General features: G+C 51.6%; 20 protein-coding genes. 7 read left to right on the plus strand and 13 right to left on the minus strand.

Annotated features, from left to right (window positions below):
- Window positions 1-52: 52 nt before the first annotated feature.
- Window positions 53-649 carry a YiiQ family protein gene (locus tag OGW44_RS00455; protein WP_016155250.1) on the minus strand — a complete coding sequence of 199 codons (597 nt, stop codon included), beginning with the start codon at window positions 647-649 and terminating at the stop codon, window positions 53-55.
- Between the two features lie 100 nt (window positions 650-749).
- Here OGW44_RS00455 and OGW44_RS00460 point away from each other — a divergent pair, with 100 nt between their 5' ends.
- Window positions 750-1,181 carry a DUF805 domain-containing protein gene (locus OGW44_RS00460; RefSeq protein WP_046276397.1) on the plus strand — a complete coding sequence of 144 codons (432 nt, stop codon included), beginning with the start codon at window positions 750-752 and terminating at the stop codon, window positions 1,179-1,181.
- Between the two features lie 38 nt (window positions 1,182-1,219).
- Here OGW44_RS00460 and fpr read toward each other — a convergent pair whose 3' ends face one another.
- The 4 genes from fpr to OGW44_RS00480 form a co-directional block, all read right to left on the minus strand.
- A complete protein-coding gene (gene fpr / locus OGW44_RS00465; RefSeq protein ID WP_185655074.1) occupies window positions 1,220-1,966 on the minus strand; it encodes a ferredoxin--NADP(+) reductase in 747 nt (248 codons plus the stop codon).
- 95 nt (window positions 1,967-2,061) lie between these two features.
- Window positions 2,062-3,072 (minus strand): class II fructose-bisphosphatase, encoded by a 1,011-nt coding sequence (glpX, locus tag OGW44_RS00470; RefSeq protein WP_103928813.1) that lies wholly within the window; start codon window positions 3,070-3,072, stop codon window positions 2,062-2,064.
- Between the two features lie 135 nt (window positions 3,073-3,207).
- Entirely contained in the window at window positions 3,208-4,716 is a 1,509-nt protein-coding gene (glpK, locus tag OGW44_RS00475) for a glycerol kinase GlpK (RefSeq protein WP_016155254.1), read from the minus strand.
- Window positions 4,717-4,738: 22 nt separating this feature from the next.
- Window positions 4,739-5,584, minus strand: a complete 846-nt coding sequence (locus OGW44_RS00480; RefSeq protein ID WP_016155255.1) for an MIP/aquaporin family protein — start codon at window positions 5,582-5,584, stop codon at window positions 4,739-4,741.
- A gap of 428 nt (window positions 5,585-6,012) precedes the next feature.
- On the opposite strand from OGW44_RS00480, the gene zapB reads away from it, so the two are divergent.
- The 3 genes from zapB to OGW44_RS00495 all read left to right on the plus strand — a co-directional run bounded on the left by zapB (window position 6,013) and on the right by OGW44_RS00495 (window position 7,161).
- Entirely contained in the window at window positions 6,013-6,258 is a 246-nt protein-coding gene (zapB, locus tag OGW44_RS00485) for a septal ring assembly protein ZapB (protein WP_019077914.1), read from the plus strand.
- 92 nt (window positions 6,259-6,350) lie between these two features.
- Entirely contained in the window at window positions 6,351-6,728 is a 378-nt protein-coding gene (locus tag OGW44_RS00490; RefSeq protein ID WP_233623859.1) for a hypothetical protein, read from the plus strand.
- Between the two features lie 43 nt (window positions 6,729-6,771).
- Complete coding sequence (locus OGW44_RS00495; protein ID WP_047415575.1) at window positions 6,772-7,161, plus strand: hypothetical protein; 390 nt, start codon at window positions 6,772-6,774, stop codon at window positions 7,159-7,161.
- Between the two features lie 42 nt (window positions 7,162-7,203).
- Here the strand turns inward: OGW44_RS00495 and rraA are convergent, their stop codons facing one another.
- The 7 genes from rraA to priA all read right to left on the minus strand — a co-directional run bounded on the left by rraA (window position 7,204) and on the right by priA (window position 15,190).
- Window positions 7,204-7,689 carry a ribonuclease E activity regulator RraA gene (gene rraA, locus OGW44_RS00500; protein ID WP_008787034.1) on the minus strand — a complete coding sequence of 162 codons (486 nt, stop codon included), beginning with the start codon at window positions 7,687-7,689 and terminating at the stop codon, window positions 7,204-7,206.
- A 92-nt stretch (window positions 7,690-7,781) separates the two neighbouring features.
- Window positions 7,782-8,711 carry a 1,4-dihydroxy-2-naphthoate polyprenyltransferase gene (menA, locus tag OGW44_RS00505; protein WP_016157915.1) on the minus strand — a complete coding sequence of 310 codons (930 nt, stop codon included), beginning with the start codon at window positions 8,709-8,711 and terminating at the stop codon, window positions 7,782-7,784.
- 67 nt (window positions 8,712-8,778) lie between these two features.
- Window positions 8,779-10,110, minus strand: a complete 1,332-nt coding sequence (hslU, locus tag OGW44_RS00510; protein ID WP_003028803.1) for an ATP-dependent protease ATPase subunit HslU — start codon at window positions 10,108-10,110, stop codon at window positions 8,779-8,781.
- A gap of 9 nt (window positions 10,111-10,119) precedes the next feature.
- The gene (gene hslV / locus OGW44_RS00515) at window positions 10,120-10,650 is read right to left on the minus strand and encodes an ATP-dependent protease subunit HslV (protein ID WP_003028805.1); all 531 of its coding nucleotides are present in this window, start codon (window positions 10,648-10,650) and stop codon (window positions 10,120-10,122) included.
- A gap of 91 nt (window positions 10,651-10,741) precedes the next feature.
- Window positions 10,742-11,716, minus strand: a complete 975-nt coding sequence (ftsN, locus tag OGW44_RS00520) for a cell division protein FtsN (protein ID WP_071600361.1) — start codon at window positions 11,714-11,716, stop codon at window positions 10,742-10,744.
- Between the two features lie 93 nt (window positions 11,717-11,809).
- Complete coding sequence (gene cytR, locus OGW44_RS00525; RefSeq protein WP_016157916.1) at window positions 11,810-12,835, minus strand: DNA-binding transcriptional regulator CytR; 1,026 nt, start codon at window positions 12,833-12,835, stop codon at window positions 11,810-11,812.
- A 156-nt stretch (window positions 12,836-12,991) separates the two neighbouring features.
- Window positions 12,992-15,190: a primosomal protein N' gene (priA, locus tag OGW44_RS00530; protein WP_185655075.1), complete on the minus strand. Its 2,199-nt coding sequence runs from the start codon at window positions 15,188-15,190 to the stop codon at window positions 12,992-12,994.
- A 257-nt stretch (window positions 15,191-15,447) separates the two neighbouring features.
- Here priA and rpmE point away from each other — a divergent pair, with 257 nt between their 5' ends.
- The 3 genes from rpmE (at window position 15,448) to OGW44_RS00545 (ending at window position 18,191) form a co-directional block, all read left to right on the plus strand.
- On the plus strand, window positions 15,448-15,660 hold the full coding sequence (rpmE, locus tag OGW44_RS00535) for a 50S ribosomal protein L31 (RefSeq protein WP_008787040.1): 213 nt from the start codon (window positions 15,448-15,450) through the stop codon (window positions 15,658-15,660).
- A 338-nt stretch (window positions 15,661-15,998) separates the two neighbouring features.
- Complete coding sequence (locus tag OGW44_RS00540; protein WP_016155265.1) at window positions 15,999-16,679, plus strand: oligogalacturonate-specific porin KdgM family protein; 681 nt, start codon at window positions 15,999-16,001, stop codon at window positions 16,677-16,679.
- 87 nt (window positions 16,680-16,766) lie between these two features.
- Window positions 16,767-18,191, plus strand: coding sequence for an MFS transporter (locus tag OGW44_RS00545; RefSeq protein WP_131347343.1), 1,425 nt, complete (start codon window positions 16,767-16,769; stop codon window positions 18,189-18,191).
- A gap of 53 nt (window positions 18,192-18,244) precedes the next feature.
- Here OGW44_RS00545 and metJ read toward each other — a convergent pair whose 3' ends face one another.
- A complete protein-coding gene (gene metJ / locus OGW44_RS00550) occupies window positions 18,245-18,562 on the minus strand; it encodes a met regulon transcriptional regulator MetJ (protein ID WP_003825168.1) in 318 nt (105 codons plus the stop codon).
- Between the last annotated feature and the right edge of the window lie 211 nt (window positions 18,563-18,773).

Genomic DNA, 18,773 nt, shown 5'->3' on the forward strand with positions numbered 1-18,773 from the left:
GTCTGTGAAACAGTATAGAGATTCGTCTGCGGAAAGGCTTTGCTTTTTGTCATCAATTCGCCTTCTCAAGACTTTCTGATAGTGCCAGCTTAATCGGTTCAACAGCGAAGGTCAGCCCTTTTTCACCGTTATCTGCCACAACATAGCGAATTGCGCCTTCTGTTTCGGCGTAATAGTGTTTACCTTTGCCGGCAGCGAGCAGTTTTTGCAGCTTTTTCTGGCTCTGCTCTTTCGTCAGTAGCGGCGCGACGGTACGAATGACGGCGGTCATGTATTCCAGCGCTTTCGCTTTGGCCGCCTTTTGTTCTGGTCCCTGAATCGGCAACCAGGTTATCTGCATACTTTTGATTTTTAGCGTGCCGCGCTCAAGGGCGGAGGACGCATACAGGTTTTCATTGATTTTACTGGCCGCGCGGGTGAGGTTTGCCCGATCGCGGCTGCTGTCGATGGCGCGGAACTCATTCAGGATAAGCTTCGGATTCTGCGTATTAAAGTTTTCGCGAAACTGGCTAATCGACAGGTCAAAGGTCGGCGCACCCGCCAGTAAATAGGGGGCCGTGGTTGCCGTCGATGGCTCTTCCGCCCGTGCCGCAACGCTCGCGGTGAAGGCTGAAAACAATAATAAAAACAGTGTAAATCCTTGCTTCATCAATCGTACCTTTCGTTATGACTGCTCACGATTAAAACGGTAACTGTCGGGCTTGTCAAAAGGGTAAACTGTTCTGGAAGGTAATAATAAAGGAACTTACATGACCATACAGCAGTGGTTATTCTCATTTAAAGGGCGCATCGGGCGCCGTGATTTCTGGATTTGGATAGGTCTGTGGATCGTCGGAATGCTGGTTCTGTTCTCGCTGGCGAGCAAGCAATTACTCGATATTCAGACTGCGGCATTTTGTCTGGTTTGTCTGCTATGGCCGACGGCGGCAGTGACGGTAAAACGCCTGCACGATCGGGGACGTTCTGGAGCGTGGGCGCTGCTGATGATTTTGGCGTGGATGCTGCTGGCCGGAAATTGGGCGGTGTTACCCGGCGTCTGGCAATGGGCGGTTGGTCGCTTTGTTCCGACGCTCATTCTGGTCGGTATGCTCATCGATCTGGGCGCGTTCGTTGGCACCCAGGACGAAAATAAATATGGTAAGGATACGCAGGACGTAAAGTACAAAGCCGAGCGCCAGTAGTTGTCGACCGGAGAAGCGCAAGCGCCTCCCGGCAACCCTCACCAGTAGTGTTCAGCAGTCATATGGCCCGGTCGACGGCGCAGGTGTTTGGTCATCTGCCGGGTCTCTTTCAGCAGTTGCTGCGTGTCGCGTACCATTTGTGGATTTCCGCACAACATCACATGGCTGGTTTCTTTATCCATTGGCAGCCCTACCGCCTTTTCCAGTTCACCGCTGTCAATCAGCGCCGGTACACGCCCGGTCAGCGAATCTACGGCTGTCTCACGGCTAACAACCGTCTGGATGCGTAATTTACCTTCGTAGCGCTTTTCCAGCGCCTGCATCAATGGCAGGTAGCTCAAATCGGCGGCATAGCGTGCGGCGTGGACCAGCACCAGATTTTTAAAGCGACCCAGATCTTTGCCTAGTTGCAGAATCGACAAATACGGGCCGATAGCCGTGCCGGTTGCCAGCATCCATAGCGTTTCGCAATCAGGGACTTCATCCAGCACGAAGAATCCAGCGGCCTCACTCACCACCTGAACTTCATCGCCAGGCTTTAGCGCCGCCAGTTGAGGGCTGAGTTTGCCGTCGGGAACCGTCACCAGATAAAATTCTAAGTCGGGGTTATCGGGCGCATTCACGTAGGAATAGGCGCGCTGGACGCGCTCACCGTCGATCTCAAGGCCAAGCTTGGTGAACTGACCTGCAGTGAAAGGAAGAACCGGAGCTTGCACGGTCAAACTAAACAGGGCATCGGTCCAGTTCTGCACCTTTGTGACTTTGCCTGTTACCCAATCTGCCATGGTTTTCTCCTGTCTGCTTTGATTGCCTTATCTTCGTTCGTTGGACGAAAGATTTCCAGCCCGGATGGGCTGGAAGGCTCTATTGATCAAATCAATTACAGGATGTGCGCCTGCACATCGGGATCTTTGCGATCGAGGTAGTGAATCGACTGAATGCGGCGGATCGTGCGTGATTTGCCGCGGATCAACAGCGTTTCGGTGGTTGCGATATTGCCTTTACGGCTAATCCCTTCCAGCAGATCGCCTTTGGTGATGCCGGTAGCGGAGAAAATGACGTTGTCGCTGCGCGCCATTTCATCCAGACGCAGCGCTTTGCCCGCTTCAATGCCCATCGCGGTGCAGCGGGCCAGTTCCTGTTCGCCAATACAACGGTTCTCTTCGCTGTCGCCTTTGACGTCATGGCGCGCCAGCAGGCGGCCCTGCATGTCGCCGTCCAGCGCGCGGATGACGGCCGCGGAAACCACGCCTTCCGGTGCGCCGCCAATACCGTAAAGCACGTCAACTTCGCTGTCAGGCATACAGGTCAGAATCGAGGCCGCAACGTCGCCGTCAGGAATGGCGAAGACGCGCACGCCCAGTTTCGCCATCTCTGCAATAACCTCGTCATGGCGTGGTTTTGCCAGGATGGTGACGGTCAGGTCACTCAGTGGTTTGTTCAGCGCGGCTGCAATGTTTCGCAGGTTGGTTTCCAGCGACAGGTTCAGGTCGATGGACCCTTTTGCGCCAGGGCCGACAATCAGCTTTTCCATGTACATGTCTGGCGCGTTCAGGAAACAGCCTTTATCGCCTACAGCCAGCACCGCCAGCGCATTCGCCTGGCCCATTGCCGTCATACGCGTGCCTTCGATAGGATCGACGGCGATGTCGACCGCATCACCGTGGCCGGTTCCGACTTTCTCGCCGATAAACAGCATCGGCGCTTCATCAATCTCACCCTCGCCAATCACGATGGTGCCGTCGATGTTGACCTGGTTGAGCATAATACGCATGGCGTTCACCGCCGCGCCATCAGCGGTATTTTTATCGCCGCGGCCCAGCCATTTATAGCCAGCCAGCGCGGCCGCTTCGGTCACGCGTGAAAATTCAATGGCAAGTTCTCGTCTCATTGCAAACTCGTAGCAGAAAGGAATGGCGCGAAGTGTAGCACAGGGGAGGGGACTAGATTATTGATGTGTGTGCGGGGTTGCCCCCGCACGAAGATATTGCCGGACAAGGTAACGTCGCCATCCGGCAATGACGAATTACTCGTCGTGATCTTCCCACGCCATGGCGCGTTTGACTGCTTTTTTCCAGCCGCTGTAACGGAAATTACGCTCGGTGGTTTCGATGCCAGGGCGGAATTCACGCTCGATGACCGCTTTCTCCTGCAGTTCATCCAGATTCTGCCAGAAACCTACTGCCAGACCGGCAAGGTACGCAGCACCCAATGCGGTGACTTCGCGGACTTCCGGGCGCTCAACGCGCGTGCCGAGAATATCGGACTGGAACTGCATCAGGAAGTTGTTGGCGACCGCACCGCCATCGACGCGCAGGGCGTGCAGGCGAATACCGGAGTCAGCCTGCATCGCTTCCAGTACGTCACGGGTCTGGTAAGCGATAGACTCAAGCGTTGCGCGGATGATGTGGTTGGAGTTTACGCCACGGGTCAGGCCGAAGATGGCTCCGCGTGCATACGGGTCCCAGTACGGTGCGCCAAGGCCTGTGAATGCCGGAACGACGTATACGCCGTTGGTGTCTTTCACTTTGGTGGCGAAATATTCAGAGTCGAATGCATCGCTGATGAGTTTCATTTCATCGCGCAGCCACTGGATGGATGCGCCAGCCATAAATACCGCACCTTCCAGCGCGTAGTTCACTTCCCCGGTCGGTCCACAGGCGATGGTGGTCAGTAGTCCATTTTCGGACTTAACGGCTTTCTCGCCAGTGTTCATCAGCATGAAGCAGCCGGTACCGTAAGTGTTTTTCGCCATCCCTTCCTTTACGCACAGCTGGCCAAACAGAGCGGCCTGCTGGTCACCGGCAATACCGGAGATAGGAATACGAATGCCGCCTTTACCACCGATGTTGGTCTGGCCGTACACTTCAGAAGAACGACGCACTTCTGGCAGCATTGCACGCGGAATATCCAGCGCATCCAGCATCGTGTCATCCCAGTCCAGGGAGTGGATGTTGAACAGCATGGTACGTGAGGCGTTGGTGTAATCCGTTACGTGTACGCGTCCCTGCGTCATTTTCCAGATAAGCCAGGTGTCTACCGTACCGAACAGCAGTTCGCCGCGACGAGCGCGCTCACGTGAGCCTTCTACGTGGTCGAGGATCCACTTCACTTTAGTGCCAGAAAAGTATGGGTCAATTACCAGACCCGTGTTATTACGGATGTACTCTTCCATACCGTCGCGCTTGAGCTTTTCGCAGATATCCGCGGTACGACGACACTGCCACACAATTGCGTTATAGATAGGTTTACCGGTCTCACGCTCCCAGACGATGGTGGTTTCACGCTGGTTGGTAATACCGATCGCTGCAATTTCATCGGAACTGATATCGGCTTTCGCCAGAACTTCTACCAGCGTGGAGCTTTGGGTCGCCCAAATTTCCATTGGGTCATGTTCTACCCAACCTGCTTTCGGGTAGATTTGCTCGAATTCGCGCTGTGAAACGCTAACGATATTCGCATCGTGGTCCATTACGACCGCGCGGGAGCTGGTGGTGCCCTGGTCGAGCGCAACGATATATTTTTTTTCAGTCATGATTATTTGTCCCGTAGTCACATTACTGCGAAGCTTTTTGTTGAGTGTTGGTCGCAACGTCTTTCTCTTCAATCGCGCAGACATCGCACGGTAAATGGCGACCAATCAGTTTGCGATATGCCCATGCGCCTAAAATCGCGCCGGTAATCGGGCCAAACACTGGGACCAGGAAGTAAGGGATATCACGACCACCCGTGAAGGCAATCTCACCCCATCCGGCCATCCAGGCGAAGAGTTTCGGTCCGAAGTCACGTGCCGGGTTCATCGCAAAACCTGTCAGCGGACCCATGGAAGCACCAATAACGGCGATCAACAAGCCGATCAGCAGTGGTGCCAGCGGACCACGAGGTACACCGTTACCATCGTCGGTCAGAGCCAGAATCAGCCCCATTAGAATAGCGGTAATGACCATTTCAACCGCGAAGGCCTGCACAAAATTGATATGCGGGTTCGGATAGGTCGAGAAAGTACCTGCCAGACCCAGGCTTTCGGTACTGCCGCGCACGATATGGTTAGTTTGTTCGAAATCGATGAAAAGATTGTAATAAAGCCCGTAAACCAGTGCCGCTGCGCAAAAGGCGCCGGCAATTTGCGAAATAATAAAAGGTGCAACTTTGCGTTTATCAAAACAGGCGAACAGCCAGAGTGCGATGGTTACCGCTGGATTCAGGTGTGCACCAGAAACGCCTGCAGTCAGATAGATAGCCATCGCTACCCCCAGACCCCAGATGATACTGATTTCCCACTGACCAAAAGTAGCCCCAGCAACTTTGAGTGCAGCGACACATCCCACACCGAAGAAAATCAACAACCCGGTACCGAGGAATTCAGCAATGCACTGGCCTTTTAAGGTTGATGTTTGACTCATAATCGGATCCTGAAGAGAGTTTAATGTTTATTGTATGCGAGAAGGTCACTGACATCCCCGGAGCCGGTAGGCACACTGTTAATTTATCGTTAACGCTCAAAAACGAGAAATATCGAAATTGAAATGTGTGTACTCCATCAACAAAATGAGCGTTATCGCGCCATTTCGCGGTATTTGTTATACAAAAATAGTGTGAGCTGAATCATTTCAATGATCAATTCGTTAACACTTAAGAGTTATGATAGTAATGTCACCAGGAGAAAGACGAAAAGTGTTGCAAACCGCAATCTGCGCGGGATGCCGCTGGACAGGGATGACGCGGCTTCATACAATCGGTGTTAAGTAGAGTGCGCTCGTTTTTATTAAGGCGTCGCCGGTTATCGGGACGAGGATTTTTATCCATCAACGCCTTGCAATTCAGGAGAGGTATGACGATGTCATTAGAAGTGTTTGAGAAACTGGAAGCAAAAGTACAGCAGGCGATTGATACCATCACGCTGTTGCAGATGGAAATCGAAGAGCTGAAAGAAAAGAACAACTCACTGTCGCAGGAAGTTCAGTCTGCACAGCAGCAGCGTGAAGAGCTGGAGCGTGAGAACAACAACCTGAAAGAACAGCAGAACGGCTGGCAGGATCGTCTGCATGCCCTGTTGGGGCGTATGGAAGAAGTCTAATTCTGATTTCTTTAAAAAGGCATCCATAATGGATGCCTTTTTACTATGTAGACTTTAGGATATCGTAATTCTCAAATTTCAAAGAATACGATATGACAAAAAGAAACGATATTATTGATAATTCGGATCGATTTATCACCAGAGATATTAGATATGGTCTTATCTATACAGATAATCTAGGGTGGATTGATTTAGGCCACGCTAATCCGGCAGGCGCTGAAAAATTATGGTTTGAAATGACAAGACCTCGTGGTGGTGATAGTGAATTTTATGAAGTAAATTACCATCAAAGTATGTCTAAAAGCATTCACGGTCTAAATATCAATGCTGGTATATATCGTAGATTCATGGTGCGACGAGGATTGCAGGAGCGAATTCTGCAAGGTATTGCTTTGTCTATATTCTTGAGTACGTCACATCGTTTCGAATCCTTACAGGATTTTTGGCCTTACACTTATTTATGGATGTAATAAAACCAGTTGTGAATCCAAATTATGTTCGGGAACGCCGTATATGACGTTTCGACGATTAGGTGTTATTATTGTATCTATGCTTTTTTTTGCGCTGCTTTATTGTTATTTCATGGTGAGTGTCTTTACAAAAAAATGTTATACGCAGCATGATTTATTAATTTATCAGTTATTAACGCCGAAATTGATTAAACAGGTTCCAAGGGTATCCAGCGACTGGTTTTTTGTAAGCCATACAGATGAGGGTAGCCATCTTCAACGCAGTGAAATAGTTTTTACGGGGATACCTAAGAATGATATTCACAGAGCAGAAGAAAAATTAAACGCATACGTTGAATCTTATCCTGCAAGTCGCGAGATGATGAGTGTCGTTGTTGAAGCAAGAGCTGGGAATTATGATGTTAAGGTCATTCACTACAAATCGGATGAATGAAGAAAATAAAAGGCCATCAAACTTGCTGATGGCCTTTTTCACTTACTCGATATCGAGCGGGTCTTCGGAGAGGATTATCCCGGTGTTGTCGGCGTACAGGTGGTCGCCGGAGAAGAATGTCACGCCGCCAAAGTTGACGCGCACATCGCTTTCCCCAATCCCCTCTCCTGAAGCACCTACCGGAATTGCGGCAATCGCCTGAATGCCGATATCCAGTTCTTCCAGATCGTCTACCTGGCGGACTGAGCCGTAGATGACCAGACCTTCCCATTCATTCTGTACGGCCAGTCGTGCCAGTTCGGCATCGACCAGCGCACGACGGACAGAACCGCCGCCATCGACCAGCAGAATGCGACCACGGCCATTTTGTTCGAGCAGATCGTACAGCAACCCGTTGTCCTCGAAACATTTTACCGTGATGATTTGTCCGCCAAACGACGACCGTCCTCCAAAGTTAGAGAACAGCGGTTCCACGACGTTGACATCTTCCTGATAGATGTCACAAAGCTCGGATGTATCGTATTTCATAGGCTTAACGTTCAGTTGCTGCGAGAATTTTTAGTATATCGCGCTATGTGTACTGTTGGCAAAATCATCAATTGTTAATTGATATTTGTCAGTTAAAGAGACCACTGACTTAAGAAAATTCCAACGACAAACAGCAAGTTAGTTAATAGTGCCGCTTTTACGGTGCGTTCCAGCATCGGACGCATTGCCGCAGGATCCATTTCGCGCATCACGTAACGCGCCTGTTTGAAAAGCAGCGGAGCGGCAAGGATAAACAGCCATCCCCACAGACTTTGTAGCGAAAACAGGTTAAACAGCGCCAGGCAGACCAGCGTACCCATCAGCAGGCAGGCATGGTAGCGGCGGGCATTGACGGCACCTAAACGTACTACCAGCGTGTTCTTGCCGTTCTCTCTGTCGCTGTTGATATCGCGCAGGTTGTTGACGTTGAGCACGGCAGTTGCCAGCAGGCCACAGGCGGTGGCAGGCAGAATCAGCGCCGGAATCAGCGTATGCGCCTGCAGATACCAGCTTCCCATCACGCTAAGCCAGCCAAAGAATACCAGCACGGAAATATCGCCCAGACCGATATATCCGTAAGGGCGATTACCCACGGTGTAGGTGATCGCCGCGATAATCGACAGGCCACCAAGTACCAGGAAACCGACAAAATCCGCCAGCGTGTGACAGGCCACAGCAACCAGGGCCAGACCCGACAGACAGATCAACACCACGGTAACGATCAGCGCACGCTTCATCTGCTGTTGGGTGATAACCCCTTTTTGCATACCGCGCAGTGGTCCAATGCGGTCGGGCTTGTCGCTGCCTTTGACGGCATCGCCATAGTCGTTAGCGAGGTTGGACAGAATTTGCAGCAGTCCTGCTGTAATCAATGCCAACAGAGCAACCAGCGGATCGAAGTATCCTTGCCACCATGCTAATGCCGTACCGACGATGATCGCCGCGAAGGCGAGCGGTAAGGTCTTAGGTCGTAAACTTTCCAGCCAGGCTTGTGAGCGGCTAATTTTTTGTTGTTCAGTCATATTTAGCGCCAATAAAAATGGGGCTTTATCAGCCCCATCAACAGTGATGAAAATGCATTGAACGCGATTATAGGATAAAACGGCTCAGATCTTCATCTGCGACCAGCGCATCCAGATGTTTGCTCACATATTCGGCATCAATTGTGATGCTTTGGCCGTTTAAATCGCTCGCATCATAGGAAATATCTTCCATCAGACGCTCGAGAACGGTATGCAGACGACGTGCACCGATGTTTTCGGTGGTTTCATTGACCTGCCAGGCCGCTTCGGCAATGCGTTTAATGCCCGATTCGGTGAAGTTGATGTCCACACCTTCGGTCGCCATCAGCGCTTTGTACTGGACGGTGATGGAGGCATTCGGTTCGGTAAGGATACGCTCAAAATCGCTGGTGGTCAGCGCCTGCAGCTCGACACGAATCGGCAGACGACCCTGCAGTTCCGGGATCAGGTCAGACGGTTTCGCTACCTGGAATGCGCCAGAGGCGATAAACAGAATGTGGTCTGTTTTCACCATACCGTGTTTAGTGGAGACCGTGCAGCCTTCAACCAGCGGCAGCAGGTCGCGCTGTACGCCTTCACGGGACACGTCCGGGCCGGAGGATTCGCCGCGCTTACAGATTTTGTCGATTTCGTCGATAAACACGATTCCGTGTTGCTCAACGGCGTCGATAGCTTCCTGTTTCAGCTCTTCCGGATTCACCAGTTTGGCCGCTTCTTCTTCAATCAGCAGCTTCATCGCGTCTTTGATTTTCAGCTTACGCGGTTTTTGCTTCTGACCGCCCAGGTTCTGGAACATGGACTGTAGCTGGCTGGTCATCTCTTCCATTCCCGGAGGCGCCATGATTTCAACGCCCATCGGTGCGGCCGCGAGATCGATTTCGATCTCTTTATCATCCAACTGGCCTTCACGCAGTTTTTTACGGAACGCCTGACGCGCTGCTGAAGGTTCCTGCGGCTGCTCTGACTGTCCCCAGTTATTTTTAGCCGGTGGGATCAGCACGTCGAGAATGCGCTCTTCCGCCATCTCTTCGGCACGGAAGCGGTTTTTCTCGATGGCCTGAACGCGGACCATTTTGATGGCAGCATCGGTCAGATCGCGGATGATAGAGTCAACTTCTTTACCAACATAGCCGACTTCGGTGAATTTCGTTGCTTCAACTTTGATGAACGGCGCGTTGGCCAGTTTTGCCAGACGACGGGCGATTTCGGTTTTACCGACGCCGGTTGGGCCAATCATCAGAATGTTTTTCGGCGTAACTTCATGGCGCAGCTCTTCGTTGAGCTGCATGCGGCGCCAGCGGTTACGCAGGGCAATCGCCACGGAACGCTTAGCGTTGTCCTGGCCGATGATGTGTTTGTTCAGTTCGCTGACAATTTCGCGTGGAGTCATTTCAGACATGGGGGATCCTTACGCTTTGGAGTTCAATTCTTCGATGGTATGGAAGTGGTTGGTATAAATGCAGATATCCCCTGCAATATCCAACGCTTTCTCAGCAATCTCGCGTGCGCCAAGCTCGGTGTTTTCCAGCAGAGCGCGTGCAGCAGCCTGGGCGTAGGGACCGCCGGAGCCGATGGCAATCAGATCGTTTTCTGGCTGTATGACGTCGCCGTTACCGGTGATGATGAGTGATGCAGTTTCATCCGCAACGGCCAGCAGCGCTTCGAGTTTGCGCAGCATACGGTCGGTACGCCAGTCTTTTGCCAGTTCAACGGCAGCTTTCACCAGGTGACCCTGGTGCATTTCCAGCTTGCGTTCAAACAGTTCAAACAGCGTGAATGCATCCGCAGTACCGCCCGCAAAGCCCGCGATGACTTTGTCGTTGTACAGACGGCGGACTTTCTTCACGTTGCCTTTCATTACGGTGTTACCCAGTGTGGCCTGACCATCACCGGCGATTACCACATGGCCGTTACGGCGTACGCTTACTATTGTTGTCACGAGCAGACCCCTTGGTTACAAATGCAAAACACAGGCCCCGCGCAGTATGCGGGGCGTAATGCAAGTATAGATGGGGGGGATTTTGGGGGTTTCAACCCCCAGTGGCGAGTCGAATGCAGTTTGTGTGACCAGCAACTTTCAGGCGGCTGATGGTGTTGTCGGCATTCTCTTTGCCTTTGACCGGACCAATGACCACGCGATTCCAGCCGTTATTGGTGGTAATACGTGAGTTGAAGCCTTCAAAAGCCAACTGCGCGCGCACGGTTTCTGCCTGCTCAGCGCCTTTAAATGAGCCGCACTGTACCATCCAGCGGCGTTCATCTTTTTTCTCCGCCGTCTGTTTTGGCGGCTGCGTTTCATTTGTTATCGGCGCGGCCGGCTGCGTTTTCGGCTGAGCGGCGGTGGTATGCGCAGGTGTTTGCAGTAGATCCTGATACGGCTGTTGGGCCGCAGGTTTTGGCTGCGCCTTCGGCTGCTGTACCGGTGCGGTTTGCGCAGTACGCGTTTGCTGCTGCTGGTACGGCTGTTCCGTTACCCGTTGGCGCGGCTGTTGAGCCTGCTGTTGGGTGTTATTCCACTGCTGCTGTTGCACCTGACGTTGACGCTGCAGCGTTTGCTGGCGTTGTTCCGCAGTTTGTTCGTTCCATGGTACTTCGTTGAGCTGCGTTGGCTGTTGGCGCATATCGGCCTGCATTTGCGCCAACAACTGGCGCTGCTCATTGGTAAGCTGATCGGCGTTCAGTACCTCGCCGCCTGCAGACGGTTCGGTAGGCGCACGTACGCCAGGCTGACGGCTTTCCAGCTCTTTGATGTATCGCCAGCGCTCTTCCGGTTTTGGCGGGATGCCATTACCGGTGACTTTCTGGTTTTGCAGCGTTTCGGACTCTTCTTTCTTGTGATGCGTAATGAAGTACAGACCACCGATAAAGGTCACGAGTACGGCTGCAGCAATAGCAACCATAGCGGGCGATACCGCAGGCGTATTGCGTTGTTTTTTCCGTGATGTGCTCTTCTTGCGCCGCGAAGGTGCCGGTTGGCCGCGACGTACATAATCTCGTTGTGCCACTATCGTTTCGCTGTATTTATTCGTTCGTCAGCCCGCCATGTTACTTAAGCGGCGGGCCTTTGACCAGACAGGGGAGTCCGAAAGCACTTTACTTTACGTCAGTGCCCGGGTAGTGCCCCGAATAATAAGCTCGCAGTCCAGTAAACGTGAGCCACTGCTGACGTTCTGACCTTGTAATTGATCGAGCAGTAACAGCATAGCTTCACGTCCGATATCGAAACGCGGCTGTGCGACGGTTGTCAGGGGTGGATCACAAAATTCCGTGAGCGAAATATTATCAAAGCCAATGATGGATAAATCGTCAGGTACCTTCAGACCCTGACGTTTGGCGTAAGAGAGTGCCCCCAGCGCCATGACATCGCTGTGGCAAAAGACCGCAGTAGGTGGCTGTGGAAGCTCAAGGAGTTGCTTAAGCGCATTGGCTCCCGCTTCATAGGTAAAGTCACCACGCGCGATGAAATGCGGATCGACCGTAATTCCACTGCGACGCAATGCCTGAACGTAACCTTGCAGACGGTAATGGCACAGCGGCATATCCTCTGGTCCGGCGATACAGCCAATGCGTTTATGCCCCAGTTCCAGCAGATAGTTCATCGCGTTGAAGGCGGCGGTGAGATTATCAATGTGCACGGTGGGGAGTTCCAGCTCTGGCGCGAACTCGTTGGACATGACCATCGGCGGCAAGTTGCGCTGCTCTTCCACGCTGGCATCAAACGGCAGTCGCGAACTGAGCAGCACCATGCCATCGATCTGTTTGGTGATAATGAGGTTGAGGAAGGTCTTTTCCTGCTGATTCTGGTGGGCGCAGTCGCCGATAAGCACCAGATATCCCTGCTCAGCGGCGGTCACTTCTATGCCGCGAATCACTTCACTAAAAAACGGATCGCAGATATCCGGCACAATCACCAGAATGGTACGTGATTCATTACGCTTAACGTTGCGTCCCATTGATTGGGGTAAATATCCCACTTCCAGCGCAGCCTGTTCAACCTTGTTACGGGTTGACTGCGAGACTTTGTCCGGGTTCATTAATGCGCGGGATACGGTTGCCGTTGAGACTTTCGCCTTCAGAGCAACATCTTTCATCGTAGCGGCGGCAACCTGCTTATTCGGTTTCACTCTTTCTCCTCGCCAGAGAGCTGCTGGCACAGACTCGTCCTTGAATAGCCTTCATCTGAAACATTTTTATCAGATAGTTAATGGAAGCGGTTACAGAATTTTCATAAAAAGTGTGATGGATCTTTAATTTTACGATCCGCCTCGCATCGTGAGGGATTATCCCTCGATGGGATCGACATCCAGCACCCATTTAACCTTACGTGCATCGGGTAACGTATTGATCAGCGCCAGCGTGCCGCTGACGATATGCTGCAGGCGAATTCGCGACGGATGTTGCAACAAAATTTGCCAGCGATAGCGACCGCCGCGCTTGGGGGCCAGGGCGGGAACCGGGCCGAGCACCCACAGTTTGTCATCGGCAAGCGGACTGGCCTGGATCAGATTTCGCAACTGTTGTAAGAACATTGGCGCATGCTGGTTGTTATGATCTTCTGCCCGCACGATCACATGGCTGGTCCACGGTGGAAGCTGGAGCGTTTGTCGCTCGGCCAGCGCCTGCTCGGCAAACGCGTCATAACCTTTGTACAGCAAAGTTTGCAGCAGCGGATGCTCAGGATGGTGCGTTTGTAGCACCACTTCGCCCTGTTTCCCGGCGCGTCCTGCTCGCCCGGAGACCTGCGTGTAAAGCTGGGCGAAGCGTTCTGCCGACCGGAAATCTGCAGAAAATAGTGCGCCGTCAACGTCCAGAAGCGCCACCAGGGTGACGTCCGGGAAGTGGTGGCCTTTGGCCAGCATTTGCGTGCCGATCAGAATTCGTGCGCCGCCGCGATGTACTTCCGCCAGATGCTGCTCCAGCGACCCTTTACGGCTGGTGGTGTCGCGATCGATGCGTGAGATTGGCACGCCGGGGAAAAAAGGGGTCAGAGCCTGCTCAAGCTGTTCGGTGCCGAGTCCAACCGGAACTATATGCGTTGAGCCGCAGGAAGGGCACTGACGTGGTATTGGGCGCTGGCTGTCGCAGTGGTGGCAGCGTAAATGGTGCTGTGCCTGATGCAGCGTGTAGTAGTGATCGCAGCGCGGACATTCGGCAATCCAGCCGCAGTCATGACACAGCAGCGCAGGAGCAAAGCCCCGGCGGTTCAAAAACAGAATCACCTGGTTATCCGCCTGCAGGTGCTGACGCATACGGGTGATAAGCGCAGGGGCGAGTCCGGCCTGCACCTGCTGACCTTTGAGATCCAGCACGTGCTGAGTGGCGGGGCGCGCATTTCCGGCACGGCGCGTCAGGCGCAGCATGCGATATTTTTTCTGTCGCACGTTGCACAGCGTTTCCAGAGCCGGAGTGGCTGAGCCGAGAATAATCGGGATCTGCTCGCTGTGGGCGCGATAAACCGCGAGATCGCGCGCATGATAGCGCCAGCCTTCCTGCTGTTTATAAGAGCTGTCATGCTCTTCGTCGATGACAATCACGCCGAGATTTTTAAACGGTGTAAACAGTGACGAGCGCGTGCCGATAACAATCGCCGCTTCGCCATTTTTTGCTTTCAGCCAGGCCGAAAGACGTTCGCTGTCGTTCAAACCGGAGTGCAGGACTTCGACCGGCGCATTGAAGCGTTCGCGAAAACGGGCAATAGTTTGCGGCGTCAGGCCAATCTCCGGCACCATTACCAGCGCCTGCTTGCCCTGGGCCAGGACATTTTCCAGTACGCTTAGATAGACCTCTGTTTTGCCTGAGCCCGTCACGCCCGCTAATAGCCAGGCGCTAAAACTGTCCGCGGCGCTGTGAATCGCCCCGACGGCGGTGGCTTGCTCGGTGTTCAGTCGAAGACGCTCACCGGAAACCGCGTAGTGGGTACGCCAGTCGCTAAAACCAGGCGTTTCGCTCGCCAGATCGCACAGCCCTTTTTTCCGCAGCGCCTGTAATGCGGCATCATTAAATTCGAGCTCAGCCACCTGGTCGCGCCAGATTTTTCCCTGGCGTAGCGCAGCCAGCGCCTGCTGTTGCTTGGGAGAGCGCTTGAGGCTGTTGAGATCAATAACCTGACCTTCTTCAGTGGCAAACCAGTACCATATGGGCGCGTTTGTCGCCGGGCGTCCCTGGCGCAGCAGAATCGGCAGGGCGTGAAACAGTACGTCGCCGATAGGATGGTGATAATAGTCAGCCGCCCACAGCAGCAGACGCCAGACGGAGGTCGAATAAACCGGCTCGCTGTCCAGCACTTCGAGAACGGCTTTCAATTCGCTCAGCGGCAGTTCGCTGTGCTCGCTGACGGATAAAACGATGCCCACGCGCTCCTGTTGCTTGCCAAAGGGCACGCGTACACGACACCCGGCTTTGGCGCTCATGCCTTCCGGCAGCAGGTAGTCAAAGGTGCGAGGTAGCGGAACGGGTAAGGCAACGTGCGCAACGGGCATTGAATCATCCTGACTTGAAATCTGGCGGGTTAGTATACACATTAGTGAAGGGTAGAATGCGGATCAGTTTGCATGAGCAGGTTAATTTCTGTATGATTCGCCGCCTTTGATGCAAATTGATTGCGTCAAACAATGACCATTACCCGAGAGTTTCAGGCTGTTGATGCAGCGTGAAAGGTGACGGGGAATAATTAACATCGCGTGGTGTCTGGCGTTAGGGCTGGAAGAGCGACGCGGCCTTAAACCGAGGTTTTCCCATGAAAAAAGATATTCACCCGAAATACGAAGAAATTACTGCAAACTGCTCTTGCGGTAACGTCATGAAAATCCGCTCTACCGTCGGTCACGATCTGAACCTGGACGTGTGCGGTCAGTGCCACCCGTTCTATACTGGCAAGCAGCGTGATGTTGCTACCGGTGGCCGTGTTGATCGCTTCAACAAGCGTTTCAGCATCCCAGGCAGCAAGTAAGTTTCAGCTGTCAGAAAAAAGCGCCTTATGGCGCTTTTTTTGTATCTGCGCCTGCAGACTGAAATTCGTATTGATGTATTGAATGATGTCTTTTATTTAATAAATAAAACAGTGTTTTTATTTTTGCGATAAAATGTTTCAACTGGTGATCTGCGTCCTTTTTATCTTCTTGTTTTTGCCACTTATGCCAATCTTTGGCAAAATACCAAAGGTTTCTTCCTTCTTTCTAAAATACACTTTCGTGGAAATATAAAATTATTCTTTTCCTTCATCGTTTCCTCATTTATGGACGGAGCGAGATGGGCAATTTCCTAGATTTAGTGTGAAGAGGGATGGTCATGAAATTTAAATCCGCGTTATTACTGATTTCATTATTCTCTGCGGCCGCGCAAGCGGGTTATGTTGATTATCGACATGAATATTATGATGATGGTCGTAATTACGACCGTGTTTATATGTCGCATCGTTTTGCTACTGGTTTTGGTGTCGCAGTCGAGGCCATTTCACGTTCCGAAAATACGCAATCTAATGATGCGTGGAATAATATGGAAAGTAATGGCAACGAGTATACGGCGAGCTACCAGTTCACCTGGAAAGACCTTGTCTGGCAGCCGGGTATTGCGATCGAAACGGGCGATAACATCGCGATTTATAAGCCTTATATCCGCGTGCAGTATAACATCAATGACAATTGGTGGACCGCGTTCCGCTATCGTCAGGAGTACATGCGCAGAAACACTGACGGCAAGGATGACCGCATGGTCTATCGTCCGGAAGCATGGCTCGGTTATAACATCAATGACTGGATGTTTGAGCTAAATGGCATTTATAAAATTGCCGATAGCGAAGATTTATATAACAACCGAAAAGACGATTACGAATATAACTTCCGTGTGGCGTATAAAATAGGCTCATGGGTTCCATTTGTTGAGGTGGGTAACGTTTCCTCGGGGTATAACACCACAACCACAGACGATCGTCAGACCCGCTATCGCGTTGGTCTCGGTTATAACTTCTGACCGTTAATACACTTCGTATCGATTTATTACGCTGAGCATCGGTATACGCATAGTTTGCGTGAATAATGTGTCTAAGGAGTTAACATCATGTCTAATGATGGAACAATGATCGGAAGCAATCAAAATATTGCCGTCAGGCCTTTCGGATTAAGAGATAAATTCGGTTATTTATGTGGTGACCTCGGAACCTGTTTTATTCTTGGACTGGTAAATAGTTTTTTAATGATTTATTACACCAACGTACTCGGTATTTCCGGTGTTATTGTTGGTTCACTCTATTTTGTGACCAAACTCTTTGATGCGTTTGTCGACGTTGGCGTAGGGCGCTTATGTGATACCTCTAAACTGACGGCTCATGGACGATTTAACCCCTGGGTGCGCCGCATGAAGTACCCGTTTTGCATCATTGCGGTCGTTCTGTTCCTGCCGTTTGTGCATGATTTTTCTTATACGGCGAAAATTATCTACATCTGCTGTTCCTATTTTATTTACGGTTCGCTGTTATCGACAGTGAGTATTCCGTATGGCGCCATGTCTGCGGCGATTAGCTCGAATCCGGAAGATCGCGTATCGCTGTCAACCTGGCGCAGCGTTGGGTCCGCCATCGGTGGCGGGACAACCGGCTTTTTTATTCCGATCCTGATGTACACCACTCTGGTGGACGGAAGCCAGGTGATCTCTGGACAGCATTTCTTCTGGATTGCCATTGGTTGTTCTGTGCTGGGGTTTATCTTTTTAACGTTGACCTGTCAGTTAACGACGGAACGCGTGCGGGTGGAAAGAAAAGAGAGCATGCCGGTTTCTGTGCTGCTGAAGGGGCTGATACGCAATAAAGCGCTAATTGTTTTAGTGGTTGTGGATCTGCTGATTGTGATTAATCAGGGGTTGTCTGGTACCAACATGACTTACCTGTTTAATGACTATTTCCATAACAAAGAGGCCATGTCCGTTGCATTGCTCTTCACCTTTGGCTCTCTGGTTTTGCTGGCACCCTCGGCATCCTGGCTCACGAAGCGCTTTGGTAAGAAAGAAGCCAGCGTAGGCGCGCTGCTCTTTGCGGTAGCCATGTATGTGATTATGTACTTCACCCACATTACCGACGCGAAGGTTTATTTGGTTTTCCTGTTCCTGGCGACGCTGGGAGCCGGGTTATTCAACCTGATGATTTGGGCGTTTATGACCGATGTGTGTGATTATCACCAGTATGTCACTGGCGATCGTGAGGATGGGACCGTTTATGGCGTGAACTTCTTCGCCCGCAAGGTTGGCCAGGCGTGCGCTGGGGCTATTGGCGGCTTTATGCTGGCCATCATTGGTTATCAATCTTCGTCAACGGGTGGCGCTGTGCAAACCAGCATTGTGCAGGAAAACATCTATACGATGGCAAATCTGTTACCGGCTTTATGCCTGTTCTTGGCAGCGGTCATTCTGATTTATTTCTATCCATTGAACCGTAAAGAGACGCTCAAAATGGAAGAAACATTGAATAAGCTTAATGGTATCAGTAAGTAACGTAGTGAGAAGCGGCGGGAGTAATCCCGCCTTTTCTCATCTGTCTTGAAAAATCAGTATTCCCACGTTTCCGGGTTGATACCCAGTTCACGCATGATTACCTTTGCTTCTTCCGGGATTTCATCGCTGCGCTCTTTACGCAGGTCGTCATCGTTGGGTAATGGTTGCCCGGTAAAAGCATGCAGAAACGCTTCACACAGCAGTTCGCTGTTGGTGGCGTGACGCAGGTTGTTAACCTGACGACGCGTGCGTTCATCGGTAAGGATTTTTAACACCTTCAGAGGAATGGAAACCGTAATTTTTTTGACTTGCTCACTCTTCTTACCGTGCTCAGCGTATGGGCTGATATATTCGCCGCTCCATTCAGCCATGAGATACCTAATCCTCTTTGTCATTAATATTGAGGCCAGAACCTGAGCCCGGACCATAATTGCGCGTAGTTTATCGTAGTGGCGTGGCCCTGACACGAAGTAAGCCGACGCAGATGTACGCTAATGCATATAATTTTAACGGCTATTTCCGGTTTGCTCAATCTATACGCAAAGAAGTTTAGATGTCCAGATGTATTGACGGCTATCGTAA

The organism is Citrobacter sp. Cb023 (assembly GCF_030336805.1).
In the GTDB taxonomy this organism is placed as follows: domain Bacteria; phylum Pseudomonadota; class Gammaproteobacteria; order Enterobacterales; family Enterobacteriaceae; genus Citrobacter; species Citrobacter braakii.